Origin of the sequence: Blautia sp. TM10-2 (assembly GCF_003480845.1) — a bacterium.
Taxonomy (GTDB): domain Bacteria; phylum Bacillota; class Clostridia; order Lachnospirales; family Lachnospiraceae; genus Fusicatenibacter; species Fusicatenibacter saccharivorans.
The window spans coordinates 126,756-145,312 of the sequence record NZ_QUJZ01000001.1 but is presented as its reverse complement, the minus strand read 5'-3'; the positions used below and the strand labels follow the sequence as shown (position 1 = coordinate 145,312).

The following is an 18,557-nucleotide window of genomic DNA, read 5'->3' as shown; positions in this document are numbered from 1 at the left end:
CGGGCGGAAAGTGAAAAACTTTTATCCGGAGCATTTTTTTCGATTTTTTTACGCAAACAGGTTGACATTTCCCACAAAATCTCCTAGAATGTTCTATAGCGAACTGTTTAATATGAAACAGTCATCTATAGAACAGTTGCTTATGGAACAGTCCTTATTCAAACAGTTTTATAACGAACAGATGGGGACGGCAGCAAAGGGGAAAGGAGGAAAAAAGCAGCGTGTGTTGTAAAAAAAGAAAAATCGGCCACGAACTGCGGACGCTGGACAATATGATGTCACGGAACCTGATGGCAGCCGCCAGAGAGCGGGGCGTCGATGAACTGACGGCCATGCACGGGTGGATTTTGGGCTATCTGTGCAGGAACGAGCACAAAGATATTTTCCAGAAAGATATTGAAGCGGAATTTAAGATCTGCCGCTCTACCGTGACCAACATTTTAAAGCTCATGGAGAAAAAGGGCTACATCAAACGGGAGTCCGTTCCCTATGACGCGCGGCTGAAAAAACTGGTGCTGACCGATACCGGAAGAGAGCTTCACGAGAAGACGAAAGATATGATCGATATGCTGGAAGAACAGACGGTTGCGGGAATTTCAAAAGAAGATCTTGACACTTTCTACCGTGTCATCGATCAGGTCAAAAACAACGTAAAAAATATGTTAGGAGAGACATCATGTTAAAAACACTTGGAGCACAGGTAAAAGAGTTTAAAAAAGCCTCCATTGCCACTCCGATTTTCATGATTCTGGAGGTTATCATGGAGATGATCATTCCTCTTATGATGGCATCCATTATCGATGACGGTGTAGAAAAAGGCGATCTCCATCACATTTACGTGGTGGGAGCATTCATGGTAGTGGCAGCAGCCATCGGTCTGTTTGCAGGTATCATGGGCGGAAAATATGGAGCAAAGGCATCTGCCGGATTTGCAAAAAATCTGCGTCAGGCCATGTTTGAAAATATCCAGGAATATTCTTTTTCCAATATTGACAAATTCAGTACAGCAGGTCTTGTCACCCGTCTGACCACAGATGTGACGAATCTGCAGAATGCATATCAGATGATCCTTCGTATGTGCATGCGTGCACCGGCGAGTATGATCATTGCAATGATTATGTCGTTTTACATCAATGCACGCCTTGCGAGCATTTATCTGGTGGCCGTTATTCTTCTTGGAACGTGTCTGTTTCTGATCATGCGGTCTGCAACCAAATATTTCGAGCAGGCATTTCCAAAATATGATGAATTAAATGCGAGTGTGCAGGAAAACGTATCCGCAATCCGTGTGGTAAAAGCGTATGTGCGCGAAGATTATGAGACAGGAAAATTTCACAAAGCGTCCGAAAATATTTATAAAATTTTCTGTAAAGCAGAAGAAAATCTTTCCTTTAATGCACCGCTGATGCAGCTGACCGTGTACAGCTGTATTCTTCTGATCAGCTGGCTTGGCGCCAAAATGATTGTCGGAAGCAGTCTTTCGACCGGAGAACTGATGAGCCTTCTGACCTATTGCATGAACATTCTGATGAGCCTTATGATGCTTTCCATGGTATTCGTTATGATCACAATGAGCCTTGCAAGTGCGCGCCGTATTTCAGAAGTCCTGAATGAGAAGAGTGATCTCGATAATCCGGAGAATCCGGACTTTTCGATTCCGGATGGAAGCATTACCTTCGATCATGTCTATTTCAACTACAAAAAAGGAGCCGGCGAGCCGGTTCTTTCGGATATCAATCTTTCCATCCAATCGGGTGAGACAATCGGTATTATTGGCGGAACCGGAAGTGCGAAGACAAGTCTTGTCAACCTGATCAGCCGTCTGTATGATGTAACAGATGGATCCGTTAAGGTCGGCGGAAAGGATGTCCGCTCCTACGATATGGAAACGCTGCGAAATGAAGTAGCCGTTGTTTTACAGAAAAATGTGCTGTTTTCCGGTACTATTCTCGACAACCTCCGATGGGGTGATAAAAATGCTTCGGAAGAAGAGTGCAAGCGTGTCTGCCGTCTTGCCTGCGCCGATGAATTTATCGATCGGATGCCGGAGGGCTATAACACCTACATCGAGCAGGGCGGATCCAACGTATCCGGCGGTCAGAAACAGCGCCTCTGTATCGCGAGAGCACTGCTGAAGAAACCAAAGGTGCTGATTCTGGATGACAGTACAAGTGCTGTCGATACCGCAACCGACGCGAAAATCCGGAAGGCATTCCTGACCGAGATCCCTGAAACGACAAAGCTGATCATTGCACAGCGTATTTCCAGTGTGCAGGACGCAGACCGCATTATTGTCATGGAGAACGGAAAAGTAAATGGTTTTGGAAGCCATGAGGAATTACTGAAAACCAATGAAATTTACCGCGAAGTATATGAGTCTCAGACCGGTGGCGGCGGAGACTTTGACGAAAAGAGAGGTGAGTAAGGAATGGCAGAGAGAGTACAGCAGGTAAAGGGGCCGGGAGCAAGACCTCCAAGAGGGGTGAAAACGCAGGTCAAGAATCCGATGAAGATCTTTACCAGAATTATGAAATATGTATTAAAGGATTATACGGTACACTGCATCGCTGTTGTCATTGCGATTTTTGTCAACGTCCTGGCAAATGTACAGGGAACGATGTTTATGAAAACGCTGATTGACGGCTATATCACGCCGATGCTGACCCAGCCGGATCCGGATTTTGGCCCGCTGCTCCACGCAATTTTGCGGGTGGCCGGATTTTACGGAATCGGTATTGTGGCTGCGTTCGTTCAGAACCGTACCATGATTTATGTATCCCAGGGAACCCTGCGGAATCTGAGAAATGATCTGTTCGGCAATATGGAAAAGCTGCCGATCAAATATTTTGATACCCATGCGCACGGCGACATCATGTCGATTTATACAAATGATATTGATACCCTGCGTCAGATGATCAGTCAGAGTATCCCGCAGATCATCAACAGTGCAATCACGATTGTCAGTGTCTTTGTCAGTATGCTGATTCTGAACATCCCGCTGACGATTACAACGCTGGTTATGGTATCTATCATGCTGGGAGTGACAAAAAAGGTGGCCGGATTTTCCGGAAATTTCTTTGTAAAACAGCAGAGGGATCTTGGTAAAGTCAACGGCTTTATCGAAGAGATGATGGATGGCCAGAAGGTTGTCAAGGTATTCTGTCATGAAGAGGAGAATATCGAAAAATTCAAAGAAATTAATAACAATCTGTATGAGAGTGCTTACAATGCCAATGCGTTTGCAAATGTTATCGGACCGATCAATGCACAGCTTGGAAATATGAGCTATGTTGTCTGTGCAATTGTAGGCGGTGCACTTGCCCTTGGCAGCGTCGGTGGCTTTACGCTCGGTGGTCTGGCAAGCTTTCTGACCTTCAACAAGAGTTTTAACATGCCGATCAACCAGGTCAGCCAGCAGCTGAACGCAATTGTTATGGCACTTGCAGGAGCGGAACGTATTTTCCGACTGATGGATGAAGAGCCGGAGCTGGACGAGGGGTATGTAACGCTTGTCAATGCGAAGGAAGAAAACGGAAAACTCACCGAGACGAAAGAGCGTACCGGAAAATGGGCATGGAAGCATACGCACCAGGCAGATGGATCTGTGGATTACCGCGAGCTGCAGGGCCGTGTGGTATTCGAACATGTTGATTTCGGCTACAACCCGGATAAAATTGTTTTGCACGATGTATCGCTGTTTGCAGAGCCGGGTCAGAAGATCGCGTTTGTCGGTTCTACCGGAGCCGGAAAGACAACCATTACCAATCTGATCAACCGCTTCTATGATATTCAGAAAGGTAAGATCCGTTACGATGAGATCAACATTGGAAAGATCAAAAAAGATGACCTGAGAAGATCGCTTGGCATTGTTTTGCAGGATACACATCTGTTTACGGGAACGGTAAGAGAAAATATTGCCTTCGGAAAGCTCGATGCGACGGAGGATGAGGTTGTAGCAGCAGCAAAACTGGCGAATGCGCACGGATTCATTATGCGTCTGCCGCAGGGCTATGACACAATGCTGACCGGAGACGGTGCGAATCTGTCCCAGGGTCAGCGGCAGCTTCTTGCGATCGCGCGTGCAGCCATTGCAGATCCGCCGGTACTGATTCTCGATGAGGCGACAAGCTCCATCGATACCCGTACCGAGCGCATTGTTCAGGATGGTATGGATAAGCTGATGAGCGGAAGAACAACCTTTGTTATCGCACATCGTCTGTCCACCGTACGAAACGCCGATTGTATCATGGTTCTTGAGCAGGGACAAATTATTGAGCGCGGTACCCATGATCAGCTGATGGAACAGAAAGGAAAATATTACCAGCTGTATACCGGAAATCAGGTTTCCGCATAGCAGAAAAAACGGAAAAAGTAAGTCCCGCACGACAGAAAATAAAAATCTGTCTGTGCGGGATTTTTTTGCGAAGCAGCGGCTGGTTTTATGTGCGAGTAGCGAAGCGGATTGCGAATATCCGCTTCGAAATGATGATTGCGAGTGATACAGTAAGTTCCCGCAGGTTTTTGGGTCTTGAAAAAGACAGCGGGATTTTATAAAATAGAAGAAGCGTTTGAATATATGCAAAGGAGAAAAACTATGGAATACCTGAATACAGCGCAGGAGCTGCTCAATTTTATCATGCGGTGCAAAAGCCCGTTTCATGTGGTAAAAGAAGCCGGCGATCTGCTGAACGAAAATGGATATACAAAACTGGAGGAGACAAAAGAATGGAGTCTCGTTCCGGGCGGAAAATATTATGTGACGAGAAATGAATCCTCGGTGATTGCGTTCCAGATCCCTGAGAGCGCATTTTCCAGCTACCAGATCATCGCAAGCCACAGCGACTGTCCGACGTTTAAAGTAAAGGGAGAGGACCCATTCGTGACGGATGGTCATTACACCCGCCTGAACGTGGAGGGCTACGGCGGAATGATCCGTTCCCCATGGTTTGACCGTCCGCTTTCCCTGGCGGGCCGCATGGTGGTACGTGACGGAAACAGCGTGAAATCCGTGCTGGTTGATGCCGGACGAGATCTGGTGACGATCCCGAATCTGCCGATTCATCTGAATCGTGACATCAACAACGGAATCAAATACAGTGTGCAGACCGACATGCTCCCGATTCTCGGTGATGAGACAGCGAAAGATCATTTTTATGAGCTGTTTCTGCCGGATACCGCAAAAGAGGATATTCTCTCCATGGAGCTTTATCTGTATAACCGAGTGGAAGGATCCATCTGGGGTGCCGGAAAAGAGTTTTTATCCAGTGGGCGTCTGGATGACCTGCAGAGCGCGTTTGGCTCCTTAAAGGGCTTTCTTGCTGCAAAGGCAACAGGCCAGGTCAATGTCTGCGCAATCTTTGACAATGAGGAGGTAGGAAGCCTCACAAAGCAGGGTGCGGATTCTTCGTTCCTGACAGAGACACTGCAGCATATCAATGCAGCCTGTGGAAAAGACACGATTGCATATCACAGAGATCTTGCGGGAAGCTTCCTTGTTTCTGCTGACAATGCACATGCCTTCCACCCGGCACATGCGGAGAAATACGATCCGAAGAGCCGCGTATACATGAACGGCGGCGTAGTCATCAAACAGAGTGCAAACCAGAAATACACGACCGATGCTGTTTCGGAAGCCGTAACAAAGATGATTTGCGAGAAGGCCGGCGTACCGTGCCAGGTATTCGCAAACCACGCCGACATTCCGGGCGGAAGCACGCTTGGCGCAATTCTGAACTCTCTTGTCTCGGTGACAAGCGTGGATATCGGAATGGCTCAGCTTGCGATGCATTCCCCGTATGAGACGGCAGGCGCCAAAGATACTGCTTATCTGGTGCAGTTCGCAAAGACCTTCTATGAGACGACACTGGTGCGGACAGAGCATGGATTTTCTCTGGAAGAAAAATAAAAGTTTAAGATAGAAAAAAGCGGCCGGCGGGACTTTTGAAAAGCCTCTGCCGGTCGCTTTTTGCGTACTTGCAAAGTGTGTTTTAAGGATCAGATTATTCTGTCCGGAGTGCCGTAACCGGATCGCTTTTTGCCGCTTTCTTCGACGGAATCAGACCGCCGATCAGGGTCAGAACGACGCTGAGTGCAATCAGAACAAGCGCCGGGACGAGCGGAAGAGAAGCACTGACCTTCGTCGTATCCGCCAGACGGTGGATCAGAAGGTTACCCGGAATCATCAGAAGCAGCGAGAGCCCGATGCCGATCAGTCCTGCACAGAGTCCGATGATGAAAGTTTCGGCATTGAAGACCTGCGAAATATTGCGTTTCGAAGCACCGATCGCGCGCAGGATACCGATCTCTTTCTTACGTTCCAGAACACTGATATAGGTGATGACGCCGATCATAATCGAGGAAACCACAAGGGAAATGCCGACGAAAGCGATCAGCACGTAGCTGATAATGTTGACGATATCCGTGACGGAGGACATCAGAGTGCCGACTACATCGGTGTACGAGATTACCTGCTCGTTTTTGCCTTCTTTTTCCATCGTGTCATTGTAGCCGTCGAGGATGGAGACAACGTGTTCCTTGCTCTCAAAGTTTTTCGGGTAAATGCTGATCGAAGAAGGTTCGTCAAAATCAGCGTAGCCCAGTTTCTGCAGATTGCCCTCATAGGTGGAAGAGCCGGAAGAACTAAGAGAAGCGAAGAGCTCCTTCATATCATCCTCAGTCATATTCATCTGGAAGGCACTTGCAAAGGCATCGGTGTCAATCTTCATGGCATCGCCCATCGAATCCTGCAGAGAATTCCCGACCTGCGTCATGGCGCGCTCCATCTCGGACTGAATTGCAGAGGCCATCTGCGTCATCATCTGTTCCATCGCGGAAGTGATCTGTGTCTGCAGAACCGAGGCGACAGAAGCGGAGTAGCTTCCCATAACGCCTGCCATATAGTTTGTGAGCGCAGAAGAAACCTGGGACTGCAGTCCGTCGAGATCGACGATTTTTGTGATACCGCTGTTCAGCCGCTGCTGGCCGTCCGCCGTGTTCAGATAGGCGATAAAGTGCTGGCCCATCTCCGTCGGATCCGGCAGGCCGTTCTCCTTCACGTAAGCGAGATAACCGTTGGAAAGCTCCGTCGCAAGCGCAGTGAGCTGGTCGGATGTGATTTCGATATTGCCGTTGTTCTGCATCACCTCGGAAATCCAGTCGTTGATGATCTGAACAGCTTCTTCGGTCTGCAGATACTCCGCAAGATAAGCATCAAACTGTTCCGGATCGGTGTAGCCCATCTTGATCAGGTATGCCTGATACCCTTTGAAGATCCGCTGAATGAGTTCCTGGATCTGTTCCTGTGTAATGGAAACACCGCCGCCGTCTGCAATGATGGTCTGGATGTGGCGCCGCAGGATTTCCTGTGCTTCCGTGGAATTGATGTAGGAGACGAAATCCTCCTGTAAATGGGAATAATCCGCCTCCGGGTGCTCCGAGGCGTAGCCTTGATAGCCCTCCATGAGACTGGAAGCTAGTTCCTGCATGCCGTCTTCGCTGACATTGAGAGTAAGTCCGGATAAAATCTGGCCAAGATCAAGCTGCGGCAGTCCGTCGAAATTAAGAGAGATCTGACTGAGGTCAATCGCACCCGCGAGATCCATGCTGCTTCCGGCGTCCGCAAAGGCACTGGATAAATCAAGGTTCATGGAATCACCGGAAAAAGCACCGGAGAGTGCGGAATCGTCGAACTGGAAAGCGTTCTGCAGCTTGTCCTCATTGACAGTGATAAAGGAATCCATATCAAGACCGCTGTTCTGATCCACGGTGCCGAATTCCTGATTCGTAAAGATATCGATGGAGGAGTCCGCCATCTGCTGTTTCACAATCTCGGATTTCTTTGCTTCCTCCACAACGTGGCGGGTCAGCGATGCCGGGTAATTGATGCCGGCGGTCAGGGCAGAGGCGGCAGAGTCAGGGGACGGCTGGACAATACCGGTGATTGTGAGCTTTTCGCCGTTGGCAACGAGCTTTTTCATATAGTCTTCGTTGTCGCTTTTATCTTTCCAGACCTGATACTGACTGTCGTATTCGTAGCAGTCTGCGCTGTTCACAAGACGGAACGTGGTGCCGAGAATATCATCGTAGGAATACGTGCCGATAGAGGAAGGGGTCTCGACGGTTTCTTCATTTAAAAACTGGCGGACCATCTCATCCAGCTCGAGTGCATCGCGGAGTCCCAGGGTGTAGAGCAGAAAATCACTCATTCCGCCGTCGGAAGTGAGGACAAGCACACATTCGTTATAGTTTTCCGGCCAGTGTCCGGCTTTTAAGTCGTACTGGTTCTCGTACAGGGAAGCGGTGTCCGGCATCTCGTAAAAGACGTTGGTGCTCATCATGGATGACATGATGCTGTTGGAGCTTGCGCCAAGGCCGAGCGAGCGGAACGACTGGTCCGGGTGCACCTGGCGGATGGAATCGCCGTCTTCGCGGTAGATCTGCGGCGTGACGGAGTAGGAATATTCGATGGCATTTGTGTAGTCGGAAATGCCGTCCGCACCGCCGTCAAGGTACTTTTTCAGGGAAGCGAGATCGTTGGAGTTCATGGTGGAGAACATGTTGGTCACGACTTCCTGGACTTTGATTTCATTCTTTTTGCCGGAATCTTTTGCGTCTTTGCCGGCATTCTGTGAGCCGACCATCATCGAAGTGAGGTCAAAGCCGGTGCTCTGGATCTGAAGCGGATATTCGGAGAGAGTTTCCTCTTCCATATTCTGAATATACTCGTTGACACCAGAGGAGAGTGCCAGAATCAGTGCAATGCCGATGATGCCGATTGAGCCGGCAAACGAGGTGAGCAAGGTCCGCGCTTTCTTGGTGCGCAGGTTATTAAAACTTAAGGAGAGCGCCGTCAGAAAGGACATCGACGATTTGCCCATGTTTTTGTGCTTGGGAGGAAGCAGGGTTTCGGAATCCGGCTCAAACGGGTTCGTGTCGGAGCAGATCACACCGTCGCGCAGGGTGACGATCCGGTTGGCGTAAAGCTCGGCGAGCTCTGGATTGTGTGTGACCATGACGACAAGGCGTTCTTTGGCAACTTCCTGCAGCAGGTCCATGACCTGAATACTGGTGTCGGAATCGAGCGCGCCGGTCGGCTCATCGGCAAGCAGAATTTCCGGGTCATTGACAAGAGCGCGGGCGATGGCGACACGCTGCATCTGACCGCCGGACATCTGGCTCGGCCGCTTGTGGAGCTGTTTTCCAAGACCGACCTTTTCAAGTGCCGCGATTGCTTTTTTGCGCCGCACCTCTTTGGAAACACCGGAAATGGTAAGCGCCAGCTCTACGTTTGCAAGGACGGTCTGGTGCGGGATCAGGTTGTAGCTCTGGAAGACAAAGCCGATCGTGTGGTTCCGATAGGAATCCCAGTCGCGGTCCTTATACTTTTTCGTGGAAATGCCGTTGATGATCAGATCGCCGCTGTCGTAGCGGTCGAGGCCGCCGATGATATTCAGAAGCGTCGTCTTTCCGGAACCGCTCGGCCCTAAAATAGCGACAAACTCGTTGTCGCGCAAATTTAAGGACACATCGTCGAGCGCTTTCTGTACCAGCGTCCCGGTCCGGTATTCTTTTTTGATATGCTGAATCTGTAGCATGAAAGGGTAACTCCTTCTGTGATTAATATGTGAACAGTTGTCCTTTATTCTACAACGAAATACGGGAAAAGTCCCGGGCTTTAGAAAAATTTAAGAAAAGTTTATCGACAGAAAAAAAGTTCCGCCTCTGTTTTGGAAAAACAAAAAACGGAACTTTCTTTATCTGTGATACTTATGATGCCGGAAAAGTCAGACTTCCATCAGAAGACCTTTCATATAAGCCTTTAAGATTTTCTTTTTCTCCAGCGAAAGATTATTGTAAAGCGTAATGATTTCCTGCTGTCCTTCGGTGAGCTGCAGAGCGTCCGGCTCATCGAGAAAGAAATCGGCAAGTGTAATGCCAAAGGCGTCGCAGAGCTTCTGCAGGGTAGGGATGGTTGGGATATTGGTGCGGTTTACCATATTGTTTAAGGTAGAATAGGGAATGTCTGCCTCTTTTGCAAGGCGGTAATAAGTCCAGGAGCGCTCGCGGCATAAATCCTGGATATGCTGTATCACATCTTTATCTCTCATAAAAAGATACCTCGTATTCCTATGTAATGTAGCAGTATGAAAAATACTACTCACATATATTATACTTCTGTAAAAGAATAGAAACAGATCTTAAAGAGAGATGCAGAAAAGCTGTACAAATAAGAAATAACTGGATCGTGAGAGGGAAAAAGAAAAACCCGGCAGGAAAACAAGGTCTCCTGCCGGGTTTTGAAACGGTTTCAGATTCTGTGCGCTTACTCTTCGGTGGAATTTTCTTCCAGCTCGTTGAATTCCTCCGTATCCATCAGTTCGTCGAATGCGTCTGCTGCGATTTCGTACTCTTCATCCGAGTCGATATTGTCGAGGTTTGGCTGGCCGTTCTCTTCATAATAGCGGTACAGATAAACTTCGCCGTCCCCGTTCTCGCCGTTTTCATCGAGCGGCAGAAGAGCGATGTACTCTTTCTGGTTCGGGGCCGGGAAAATGGTCAGTACGGCACATTTTACTTCGGTATCGTCGTCCAGTGTCAGGGTAACGGTCGGCTGATCCAGATCCTGGCAGTCGCTGCCGCAGTCTGCGCAGTCTCCGCTGCAGGATGCGCTGTTGAATAATTCTTCACTCATTTGTATTACCTTCCTTTTTCGTGTTCAAGTCTTATCAGGTTCTTGACTGCCATTCTAACAGATAATAAAAAAAAACACAATGGCTGTGCCGGGAAAGCAGAAAAAATGCGGCTGATACAGGAAAATACGGAAAAGATACAACAAATAAGAACGAAAAAATGAAAAATTAGTCGTATTTTCTATTGACTGTTTTCGGGTACAGTTTTATACTATCACTATTGAATCTAAATATACAGGCAGCTGAACAAACTTATCCTCAACTGCCGGGGAGGCAAAAAATGGATATCAGATTTGAAAAAAGAGAACATTTACAGGAAAAACCGGATCAGAAAAATCTTGGATTCGGAAAACACTTTACAGACTATATGTTTGTCATGGACTGGGACAAAGAGCAGGGATGGCATGATGCAGCAATCGTACCGTACGGCGGAATCCCGATGGATCCTGCAACCATGGTACTTCACTATGCACAGGAAACGTTCGAGGGACTGAAAGCCTACAGAACAGCAGAAGGAAAGATCCAGCTGTTCCGTCCGGAAATGAACGCACGCCGTATGATTAAATCCAACGAGAGACTCTGCATGCCGGGCGTACCGGAGGAGATGTTTGTAGAGGCTGTCAAAGCACTGGTTAAAGCACAGGAAGACTGGGTACCGTCTGAGCCAGGTACATCTCTTTACATCCGTCCGTTCATGTTCGCTACTGAGGCAAGCCTTGGCGTACATATGGCAAAATCCTACAAATTCGTTATCATCACCACTCCGGTTGGAGCATACTATGCAGAGGGCATCAACCCGGTTAAGATCCTGGTTGAGGATGAATATGTTCGTGCAGTCAAAGGTGGCACAGGATTTACAAAATGCGGCGGTAACTATGCAAGTTCCATCGCAGGCCAGGTAAAAGCAGAGAAGATGGGATGCACCCAGGTTCTGTGGCTGGACGGCGTACATCGTAAATATGTAGAGGAAGTTGGAACCATGAACATCATGTTCAAGATTGCCGGCGAAATCTACACCGCACCGCTGGAAGGAACTGTTCTTCCGGGCGTAACCCGTGATTCCCTGATCCATATCTTAAGAGACTGGGGATATAAAGTAAACGAAACACATCTGTCGGTTGACGATCTGATGAAAGCAGGTCATGACGGCACACTGGAAGAAGCATTTGGTACTGGTACAGCAGCAGTTGTATCTCCGGTTGGTGAATTTGTATACAAGGACGATTCTGTTGTTGTAAATGACTTCAAGATCGGTGAGCTGACCCAGAAACTGTACGATACCCTGACCGGTATCCAGTGGGGTAAACTGGAAGATAAATATGGCTGGACTACTCCGGTAGAATAAACCATATAAAACAGAAAAATGCAGATAAGGGGGTCCTTCCCGCACAGCGGTGCGGGGAGGATTCTTTCGCTTCAGAAAAAGATTCAGAAATCGTTTGAAAGGAAACAAAGCAGAATGGATCAGAATCGAATGCCTCTTGTGGAGGCGTTACAACAGTTCCGGGAGGAAGCACCGGCCTATTTCCGTATTCCGGGACACCGGTTTGAGCGCGGGCTGGATGAGACGTTAAACGGAGCGTCGCTTGCGGCGTATGACCTCTCGGAGGCAGAAGGGCTTGACGATCTGCATCACGCGGAGGGCGTGATTGCAGAGGCGCAGAAACTGGCGGCGGAAACGTGGAAGGCAAAAAAAACTTTTTTTCTTGTCAACGGCACAACATGCGGCAACGAGGCGATGGTGCTTTCGTCTGTGAAAGAGGGCGAAAAAATCATTGTTCCGCGAAACGTGCACAAATCGGTGCTGATGGGCCTGATTTTAAGCGGAGCCACACCGGTTTATGTGATGCCGGAGTACAGCACGAAATGGCAGATGTGGGGCGGCGTAACGCCGGAGACGATCGAAAAAGCCTTCGCGGAAACGCCGGATGCGAAAGCCGTACTTCTGGTCAGCCCGACGTACTACGGTCTTTGCAGTGATCTGCAGGCGATCGCAGAAATCTGTCACTGCCACAACGCAGCGCTTCTTGTCGATGAAGCACATGGATCGCACCTCTATTTTTCCGAACAGCTTCCTCTCGGCGCACTGGAAAGTGGTGCGGATGCCTGCGCGCAGAGTATCCACAAAACGGCGGGTTCCTTTACACAGAGCTCCTTCTTATCACTCGGTTCTGGCCGTCTCGATGAGGCAAGAGTGGCCGCCAATCTGCAGATGGTACAGAGTACATCGCCGTCCTACCTTCTGATGGCATCCCTCGATGCGGCGCGGCGCGGGATGGCGCTGCACGGAAAAGAGCGAATGGAACGCGCGCTGGAACTCGGCCAGAGGGCGCGGCAGGAGCTTGCAAAGATCAAAGGAATCGAAGCTCTTGGGACTGAGATGGAAGGAACGTGCGGCGTATGGAAGATCGACCCGACGCGTCTTGTATTCTCGGCAAGAGAACTTGGTATTTCCGGCTACGATCTGCAGGTGCGTCTGTACGAGGAATACCGCGTCAGTACAGAGCTTGCCGACGAGGAGAACGTGGTCTGCGTTATTACCTGGGCAAACAGCGAGGAAGATATCACACGGCTGATCGATGCGCTGGCAGGAATTTCGGCAGCAGAGAGCGGGAAAACGACGGGGCGGACGAAGTTTACAGAAAAGCAGTGGCTGTTCCGCAGCCTGCCGGAGATGGTAAAGACACCGCGCGAGGCATATTTTGCGGAGAAGGAAGCCGTTCCGTTTGCAGAAGCGGAAGGACGAATTGCAGCCGAGATGGCAGCCCCATATCCGCCGGGAATCCCGCTCATCTGCCCGGGCGAGCGGTACAGCAGAGAAATGTTGGAACTGATGCGCCAGTATAAAGCAGACGGCTGCGAATTTCACGGACCGTCGGATGCGTCGCTGGAAGTGCTGTATGTTCTGAAAGAGGAATAAAAGAAAACGGAAGTCGGTTCCAAGCGTTTTGCAACAGAAACCGCAGAGAACAGACTGTCAGGAAAAGGAGATGAATTGCGTATGAAAAAAATGATATCCTGGAACGTAAATGGACTGAGAGCCTGCATGAAAAAAGGTTTTCAGGAATACTTTGAGGCGGCAGATGCCGATATTTTCTGCCTGCAGGAGACAAAGCTGCAGGAAGGACAGATCGACCTTGAGCTGCCCGGCTATCATCAGTATTGGAATTATGCGGAAAAGAAAGGATATTCCGGCACGGCCCTGTTTACCAAAGAGGAGCCGATTTCTGTTCGCTATGGTATCGGAATCGAAGAACATGATATGGAAGGCCGTGTGATCACGGCAGAGTTTCCGGAATACTTTGTTGTAACCGTCTACACACCGAATTCGCAGGATGAATTAAAACGCCTTGCCTACCGGATGGAGTGGGAGGATGCGTTTCTTTCTTACTTAAAAGGACTGGAGCAGGAAAAACCGGTGATTTTCTGCGGAGATCTGAACGTCGCAGCGACCGAGATGGATATCAAAAATGCAAAGGCAAATGAGAAAAACGCCGGCTTTACGAAAGAGGAGCGCGAAAAATTTGCTGTGATCAAAGAAAAAGGCTTTGTTGATTCCTTCCGTATGCTGTATCCGGACACCGTGACGTATTCCTGGTGGTCATACCGCTTCCAGGCACGCCAGCGGAATGCAGGATGGCGGCTTGATTACTTTATGGTATCAGAGTCCTTAAAAGATGCAGTTGCAGATGCCAAAATCCATACCGAAATTCTCGGTTCCGACCATTGCCCGGTGGAACTGGATTTAGAGGTATAACAATTGGTAACATTGGTCAATTGACAATTTTATTCAAATGATTTACATTAATAGTATGACAATTGCAACAAATTATAAAAAATAAGGGCGGGAATTATGATACAGACAAAAAACAGAGGAAAATATCGAATTTTACCGGGAAATCCGGAGAAAATGGGCGCATCGGCGACGAAAGACGGATACAATTTTGCCGTAGAAGTATCAGATGGAAAAAAAGCAGAGCTTCTGCTGTACCGGAAAGGTCACCAGAAACCGTTTCTTACCGTGCCGCTTCCGGAAGAGGAGCGCACTGGCGTGATCAGTTCCGTGGAAATCACAGGCCTGACGGTAGGAAAGTTTTCGTATGCCTACCGGATGGATGAAGTTTTCTGCTTGGATCCGTATGCGGGAGCAGTAGAAGGAAGAGAAACCTTCGGTGCACCGATGGAAAAAGAAGAGGGCGCCTGCTGCTGCATTCTCCCGGAGTACCCGGTAATGCGCACCACCTCACTGCACCGGCCGTATGAGGAGACGATTCTGTATAAGCTCCATGTGCGCGGCTTCACCAAAGACGGAAGCTCCCGTGTAAAGAACAAGGGAACGTTCCGCGGCGTGATCGAAAAAATTCCATACTTAAAAGAACTCGGTATCAATGCAGTAGAGCTGATGCCGTCCTACGAGTTTTTTGAGTGGACCTCCCTTACGGAGCCGGCCTATGTATATCCGGCGCCGGCGGAAGAGAAGCGCGTGAATTATTGGGGATACGGCACAAAGGCCCTGTATTTTGCTCCGAAAGCTTCGTATGCTGCATCCTCAGATGCCGTCGCAGAGTTCGCAGAGATGGTCGATGCCCTGCATGAGAATGGTATCGAATGCCTGATGGAATTCTGTTTTGCCCCGGGAACGCCTTCTGGTTTTGTCCTGCAGGTTCTGCACCACTGGCAGCTCCGCTATCAGATCGACGGTTTCCATCTGGTCGGCGATGCATCGCTGGCAGAAGAAGCGTCCAAAGATGCACTCCTTCGGAAGACGAAACTGATTTTCCTCGGTTTTGACGGCGCACGGATCTATCAGGGAAAACGCCCGTGGTTCCGGAATTTAGGGGAACACAATCAGGGCTACCAGTACCATATCCGCCGCTTCTTAAAAGGCGATGAGGGCAGCCTTTCCGACTTCACCTATTATCTGAGAAGAAGCCCGGAGACACACGGTGTGATCAATTATCTTGCGGATCACGACGGTTTTACCCTGTATGACAGCGTTTCCTACGAACAGAAACACAATCTGGACAACGGCGAAGACAATATGGATGGTTCCAACGAAAACCTGACCTGGAACTGCGGCGCAGAAGGCGTGACCCGGAAACTGGCTGTGCGCGCGCTGCGTCTCCGCCAGCTGAAAAATGCCGTTCTCATGCTGATGACAAGCCAGGGAACACCGCTGATTTACGGCGGCGATGAATTCGGCAACAGCCAGAAGGGCAACAACAACGCCTGGTGCCAGGACAACAAAACCGGCTGGATCGACTGGAAAGCAGCCGCCCGGAATCCGGAGTTTGCCGCCTTTGTAAAAGCAGCAATCGCCTTCCGGAAAGCGCATCCGGCGCTGCACGGCGAACGCGAGCCGCGCCTCATCGACTACAAATCCTACGGCTGCCCGGATATGTCCTTCCACAGCCAGAGAGCCTGGTTCTCCCAGATGGAAAATACGTGCCGTTTTATCGGTGTGATGTACTGCGGAAGTTATTTCCAGGACAAAGACGGAAACAAGGACGACGACCTCTATATTGCCTACAACATGCACTGGAATCCGCATGAGCTGGCACTGCCGTCCCTCCCGGAACAGAAGGTCTGGTATCTGACGGCCGACACCAACACACCGGAAGTATTCCTGACAGAAGAAAATCAGAAAAAAGTCAGCGCAAAAACGGTCATCGTGCCGCCGCGCAGTATCATAATTTTAACAGGAAAGCAGGAGAAGAGACAGAATGATGAAAGCATGGCAGCACTTTAAAACCATTACCACACACAAAATATGGGTCATGCGGTACTGCTTCAAAATAGGACTGTACTGGCAGGGACTGACGCACGACCTCTCGAAATATTCGCCGACGGAATTTCTGGTCGGCATGAAATACTATCAGGGCGACCGGAGTCCCAATAACGCCGAGCGCGAAGACACCGGCATGTCAAAATCCTGGATGCACCATAAAGGGCGCAACAAACATCATTTTGAATACTGGATTGATTACGGTATCAATTGTGACACCATCATCAAAGGCGTCCCAATGCCGCGCCGCTACGTCGCCGAGATGATTATGGACCGCATCAGCGCGTCCCGCGTCTACCTCGGAGACGCTTATACCGATCAGGCGCCGTACCAGTATCTCAAAAAAGGAATCGGCCACCTCTGGTTCGTCCATCCCGAGACACTCTCGCAGCTCGAATTTCTGCTGCGCATGCTCTCGGAACGCGGCGAAGACGATACCCTCTACTATATCCGCCACCACTTCCTCAAAGGAGATCCCGTCCCGCGGATGCACCGGTCTGCAGAATGCACCGCCTATGAAGAAGCCATCCGTAAAAAAGTGTTCCCGTCCACTCATTAAGGTATTGGACCCACCCGCCCGCCCATTTACTCTATTGGTGAACCAAGGGAAGCCACCGCAGGACCGCTTCCCTCCATTTACGGGGCCAAAGTCAGCTCAGGAGCATCGGGTGTCCGGGGCGTGGCATTTGCAGGAGGCGTAGGAACCCTTAGGGCGTGGAAATTTGCGTTATTCCCCCAAATCAAACTGTCTGAGCGTATGCGAGTTTTTGATTTGGGGGAATGCTTTTAGCAAATTTTCACACCCTTAGAGTTCCTAGCCTCCGAAACAGCCACACCCCGGACACCCGATACTCCTGAGCGTCCCTTCCCCACAACAAAAATACAACTTGTCACAACAACCGTACAAGTTGTATTATAAATTCCAGAAAGGGGAATCACCAATCACATGGAACCAACCACCGGCAAAGCCAAATACTACACCCTGATGGAAGCCCTAAAAGAGCAGATTCTCTCCGGAACCATAAAACCCGGCCAGAAGCTTCCCTCCGAAAACGAACTGACCCGGGAATACGCCCTCTCACGCCACACTGTCCGAAAGGCCCTCGCTCTTCTCGAAAATGAAGGCTACATCACCGCTCGGCACGGCAAAGGAACCTTCTGCTCCGAGCGCGTAATCCAGCGTCATAATTCAAAAAACATCGCCGTCACCACCACCTACCTGTCCGACTACATCTTCCCCCGCCTCATCCAGGGAATGGATCGAGTGCTGAGCGAAAACGGCTACAGCATTATCTTAAAGAACACCTGCAACAGCCGCTCCAAAGAAGAAAAAGTCTTAAAAGAACTCCTCGACAAGCCCATCGACGGCCTCATCATTGAGCCGAGCAAAAGCCAGATCCTCTGCCGCCACATCAACTTGTACGAAATGCTGGACAAGTACCAGATCCCGTATGTCTTCATCCAGGGCTGCTACCCCCAGATGGCAGACAAGCCCTGCATTCTGATGGATGACTGCAAAGGCGGCTATCTGCTGACCCGGCACCTTTTAGAGACCGGCCGACGAAACATCATCGGCATCTTCAAGGCCGACGACAGCCAGGGCGCCCAGCGCCATAAAGGCTACGTGCAGGCGCTGCAGGAAAGCGGAATCCCGTACGATCCCGAAAACGTCATCTGGTTTCACACCGAGGACCGGAAAACCAAACCGTCCCTGATGCTTTCCATGCTGCTCGACAGCAAAAAGTCCGTCGATGCCGCCGTCTGCTACAACGACCAGATCGCGCTCGCCGTCATCTCCATGCTGGAAGAAAAGGGAATCTCCGTGCCGGAAGACATCGCCGTCACCGGATACGACAACTCGCTGATCGGCCAGAGCAGTCCGATCGGGATCACGACCATTGCCCATCCGCAGGAAAAACTCGGTGAGATGGCAGCAGAGCTCATTCTCGAAAAAATCAGAAAAGTCCCAGAAGAAGAAAGCAGCGTCAAACGCCTGATTTCCCCGGAACTCATCGTAAGAGAATCCACTGCAGGAAAAAATCTGTCAACAGAGACGAAAAAATAGAAAAGAACCCAAGGGAGGA

13 protein-coding genes are annotated in these 18,557 nt (G+C 49.7%); 10 read left to right on the top strand and 3 right to left on the bottom strand.

Features of this window, described 5'->3' with window-relative positions; all coding sequences use genetic code 11:
• Positions 1-221: 221 nt before the first annotated feature.
• The 4 genes from DXD92_RS00800 to DXD92_RS00785 all read left to right on the top strand — a co-directional run bounded on the left by DXD92_RS00800 (position 222) and on the right by DXD92_RS00785 (position 5,905).
• On the top strand, positions 222-683 hold the full coding sequence (locus DXD92_RS00800) for a MarR family winged helix-turn-helix transcriptional regulator (protein ID WP_242991099.1): 462 nt from the start codon (positions 222-224) through the stop codon (positions 681-683).
• Complete coding sequence (locus tag DXD92_RS00795) at positions 677-2,425, top strand: ABC transporter ATP-binding protein (protein ID WP_118639909.1); 1,749 nt, start codon at positions 677-679, stop codon at positions 2,423-2,425. The genes DXD92_RS00800 and DXD92_RS00795 overlap by 7 nt, the downstream gene beginning before the upstream one ends.
• Before the next feature lie 3 nt (positions 2,426-2,428).
• Positions 2,429-4,354, top strand: a complete 1,926-nt coding sequence (locus tag DXD92_RS00790; protein WP_118639908.1) for an ABC transporter ATP-binding protein — start codon at positions 2,429-2,431, stop codon at positions 4,352-4,354.
• 240 nt (positions 4,355-4,594) lie between these two features.
• Positions 4,595-5,905, top strand: a complete 1,311-nt coding sequence (locus DXD92_RS00785; RefSeq protein WP_118639907.1) for a M18 family aminopeptidase — start codon at positions 4,595-4,597, stop codon at positions 5,903-5,905.
• Positions 5,906-5,999: 94 nt separating this feature from the next.
• Here the strand turns inward: DXD92_RS00785 and DXD92_RS00780 are convergent, their stop codons facing one another.
• From DXD92_RS00780 to DXD92_RS00770, 3 genes are all read right to left on the bottom strand, one after another.
• Positions 6,000-9,593: an ABC transporter ATP-binding protein/permease gene (locus DXD92_RS00780; protein WP_118639906.1), complete on the bottom strand. Its 3,594-nt coding sequence runs from the start codon at positions 9,591-9,593 to the stop codon at positions 6,000-6,002.
• 189 nt (positions 9,594-9,782) lie between these two features.
• On the bottom strand, positions 9,783-10,106 hold the full coding sequence (locus tag DXD92_RS00775; RefSeq protein WP_117800904.1) for a helix-turn-helix domain-containing protein: 324 nt from the start codon (positions 10,104-10,106) through the stop codon (positions 9,783-9,785).
• Positions 10,107-10,321: 215 nt separating this feature from the next.
• Entirely contained in the window at positions 10,322-10,690 is a 369-nt protein-coding gene (locus DXD92_RS00770) for a DUF1292 domain-containing protein (protein ID WP_118639905.1), read from the bottom strand.
• Positions 10,691-10,968: 278 nt separating this feature from the next.
• On the opposite strand from DXD92_RS00770, the gene DXD92_RS00765 reads away from it, so the two are divergent.
• The 6 genes from DXD92_RS00765 (at position 10,969) to DXD92_RS00740 (ending at position 18,538) form a co-directional block, all read left to right on the top strand.
• Positions 10,969-12,033: a branched-chain amino acid aminotransferase gene (locus DXD92_RS00765; protein ID WP_117509070.1), complete on the top strand. Its 1,065-nt coding sequence runs from the start codon at positions 10,969-10,971 to the stop codon at positions 12,031-12,033.
• A gap of 114 nt (positions 12,034-12,147) precedes the next feature.
• Positions 12,148-13,608 (top strand): aminotransferase class I/II-fold pyridoxal phosphate-dependent enzyme, encoded by a 1,461-nt coding sequence (locus DXD92_RS00760; RefSeq protein WP_158576401.1) that lies wholly within the window; start codon positions 12,148-12,150, stop codon positions 13,606-13,608.
• Positions 13,609-13,689: 81 nt separating this feature from the next.
• A complete protein-coding gene (locus DXD92_RS00755; RefSeq protein WP_117509068.1) occupies positions 13,690-14,445 on the top strand; it encodes an exodeoxyribonuclease III in 756 nt (251 codons plus the stop codon).
• 96 nt (positions 14,446-14,541) lie between these two features.
• Positions 14,542-16,437, top strand: coding sequence for an alpha-amylase family glycosyl hydrolase (locus tag DXD92_RS00750; protein ID WP_117804038.1), 1,896 nt, complete (start codon positions 14,542-14,544; stop codon positions 16,435-16,437).
• Positions 16,415-17,032 (top strand): DUF5662 family protein, encoded by a 618-nt coding sequence (locus tag DXD92_RS00745; protein WP_243104817.1) that lies wholly within the window; start codon positions 16,415-16,417, stop codon positions 17,030-17,032. Before DXD92_RS00750 ends, DXD92_RS00745 begins: the two co-directional genes overlap by 23 nt.
• 387 nt (positions 17,033-17,419) lie before the next feature.
• Positions 17,420-18,538, top strand: coding sequence for a GntR family transcriptional regulator (locus DXD92_RS00740; protein ID WP_118639903.1), 1,119 nt, complete (start codon positions 17,420-17,422; stop codon positions 18,536-18,538).
• Positions 18,539-18,557: the final 19 nt, after the last annotated feature.

What these genes read in the sequence shown, in the direction of transcription:
- DXD92_RS00770 (WP_118639905.1), bottom strand. Translation starts at nt 10,690, where the DNA reads ATGAGTGAAGAATTATTCAACAGCGCATCCTGCAGCGGAGACTGCGCA.
- DXD92_RS00755 (WP_117509068.1), top strand. Translation starts at nt 13,690, where the DNA reads ATGAAAAAAATGATATCCTGGAACGTAAATGGACTGAGAGCCTGCATG.
- DXD92_RS00795 (WP_118639909.1), top strand. Translation starts at nt 677, where the DNA reads ATGTTAAAAACACTTGGAGCACAGGTAAAAGAGTTTAAAAAAGCCTCC.
- DXD92_RS00775 (WP_117800904.1), bottom strand. Translation starts at nt 10,106, where the DNA reads ATGAGAGATAAAGATGTGATACAGCATATCCAGGATTTATGCCGCGAG.
- DXD92_RS00765 (WP_117509070.1), top strand. Translation starts at nt 10,969, where the DNA reads ATGGATATCAGATTTGAAAAAAGAGAACATTTACAGGAAAAACCGGAT.
- DXD92_RS00740 (WP_118639903.1), top strand. Translation starts at nt 17,420, where the DNA reads ATGGAACCAACCACCGGCAAAGCCAAATACTACACCCTGATGGAAGCC.
- DXD92_RS00780 (WP_118639906.1), bottom strand. Translation starts at nt 9,593, where the DNA reads ATGCTACAGATTCAGCATATCAAAAAAGAATACCGGACCGGGACGCTG.
- DXD92_RS00750 (WP_117804038.1), top strand. Translation starts at nt 14,542, where the DNA reads ATGATACAGACAAAAAACAGAGGAAAATATCGAATTTTACCGGGAAAT.
- DXD92_RS00745 (WP_243104817.1), top strand. Translation starts at nt 16,415, where the DNA reads ATGAAAGCATGGCAGCACTTTAAAACCATTACCACACACAAAATATGG.
- DXD92_RS00760 (WP_158576401.1), top strand. Translation starts at nt 12,148, where the DNA reads ATGGATCAGAATCGAATGCCTCTTGTGGAGGCGTTACAACAGTTCCGG.
- DXD92_RS00785 (WP_118639907.1), top strand. Translation starts at nt 4,595, where the DNA reads ATGGAATACCTGAATACAGCGCAGGAGCTGCTCAATTTTATCATGCGG.
- DXD92_RS00790 (WP_118639908.1), top strand. Translation starts at nt 2,429, where the DNA reads ATGGCAGAGAGAGTACAGCAGGTAAAGGGGCCGGGAGCAAGACCTCCA.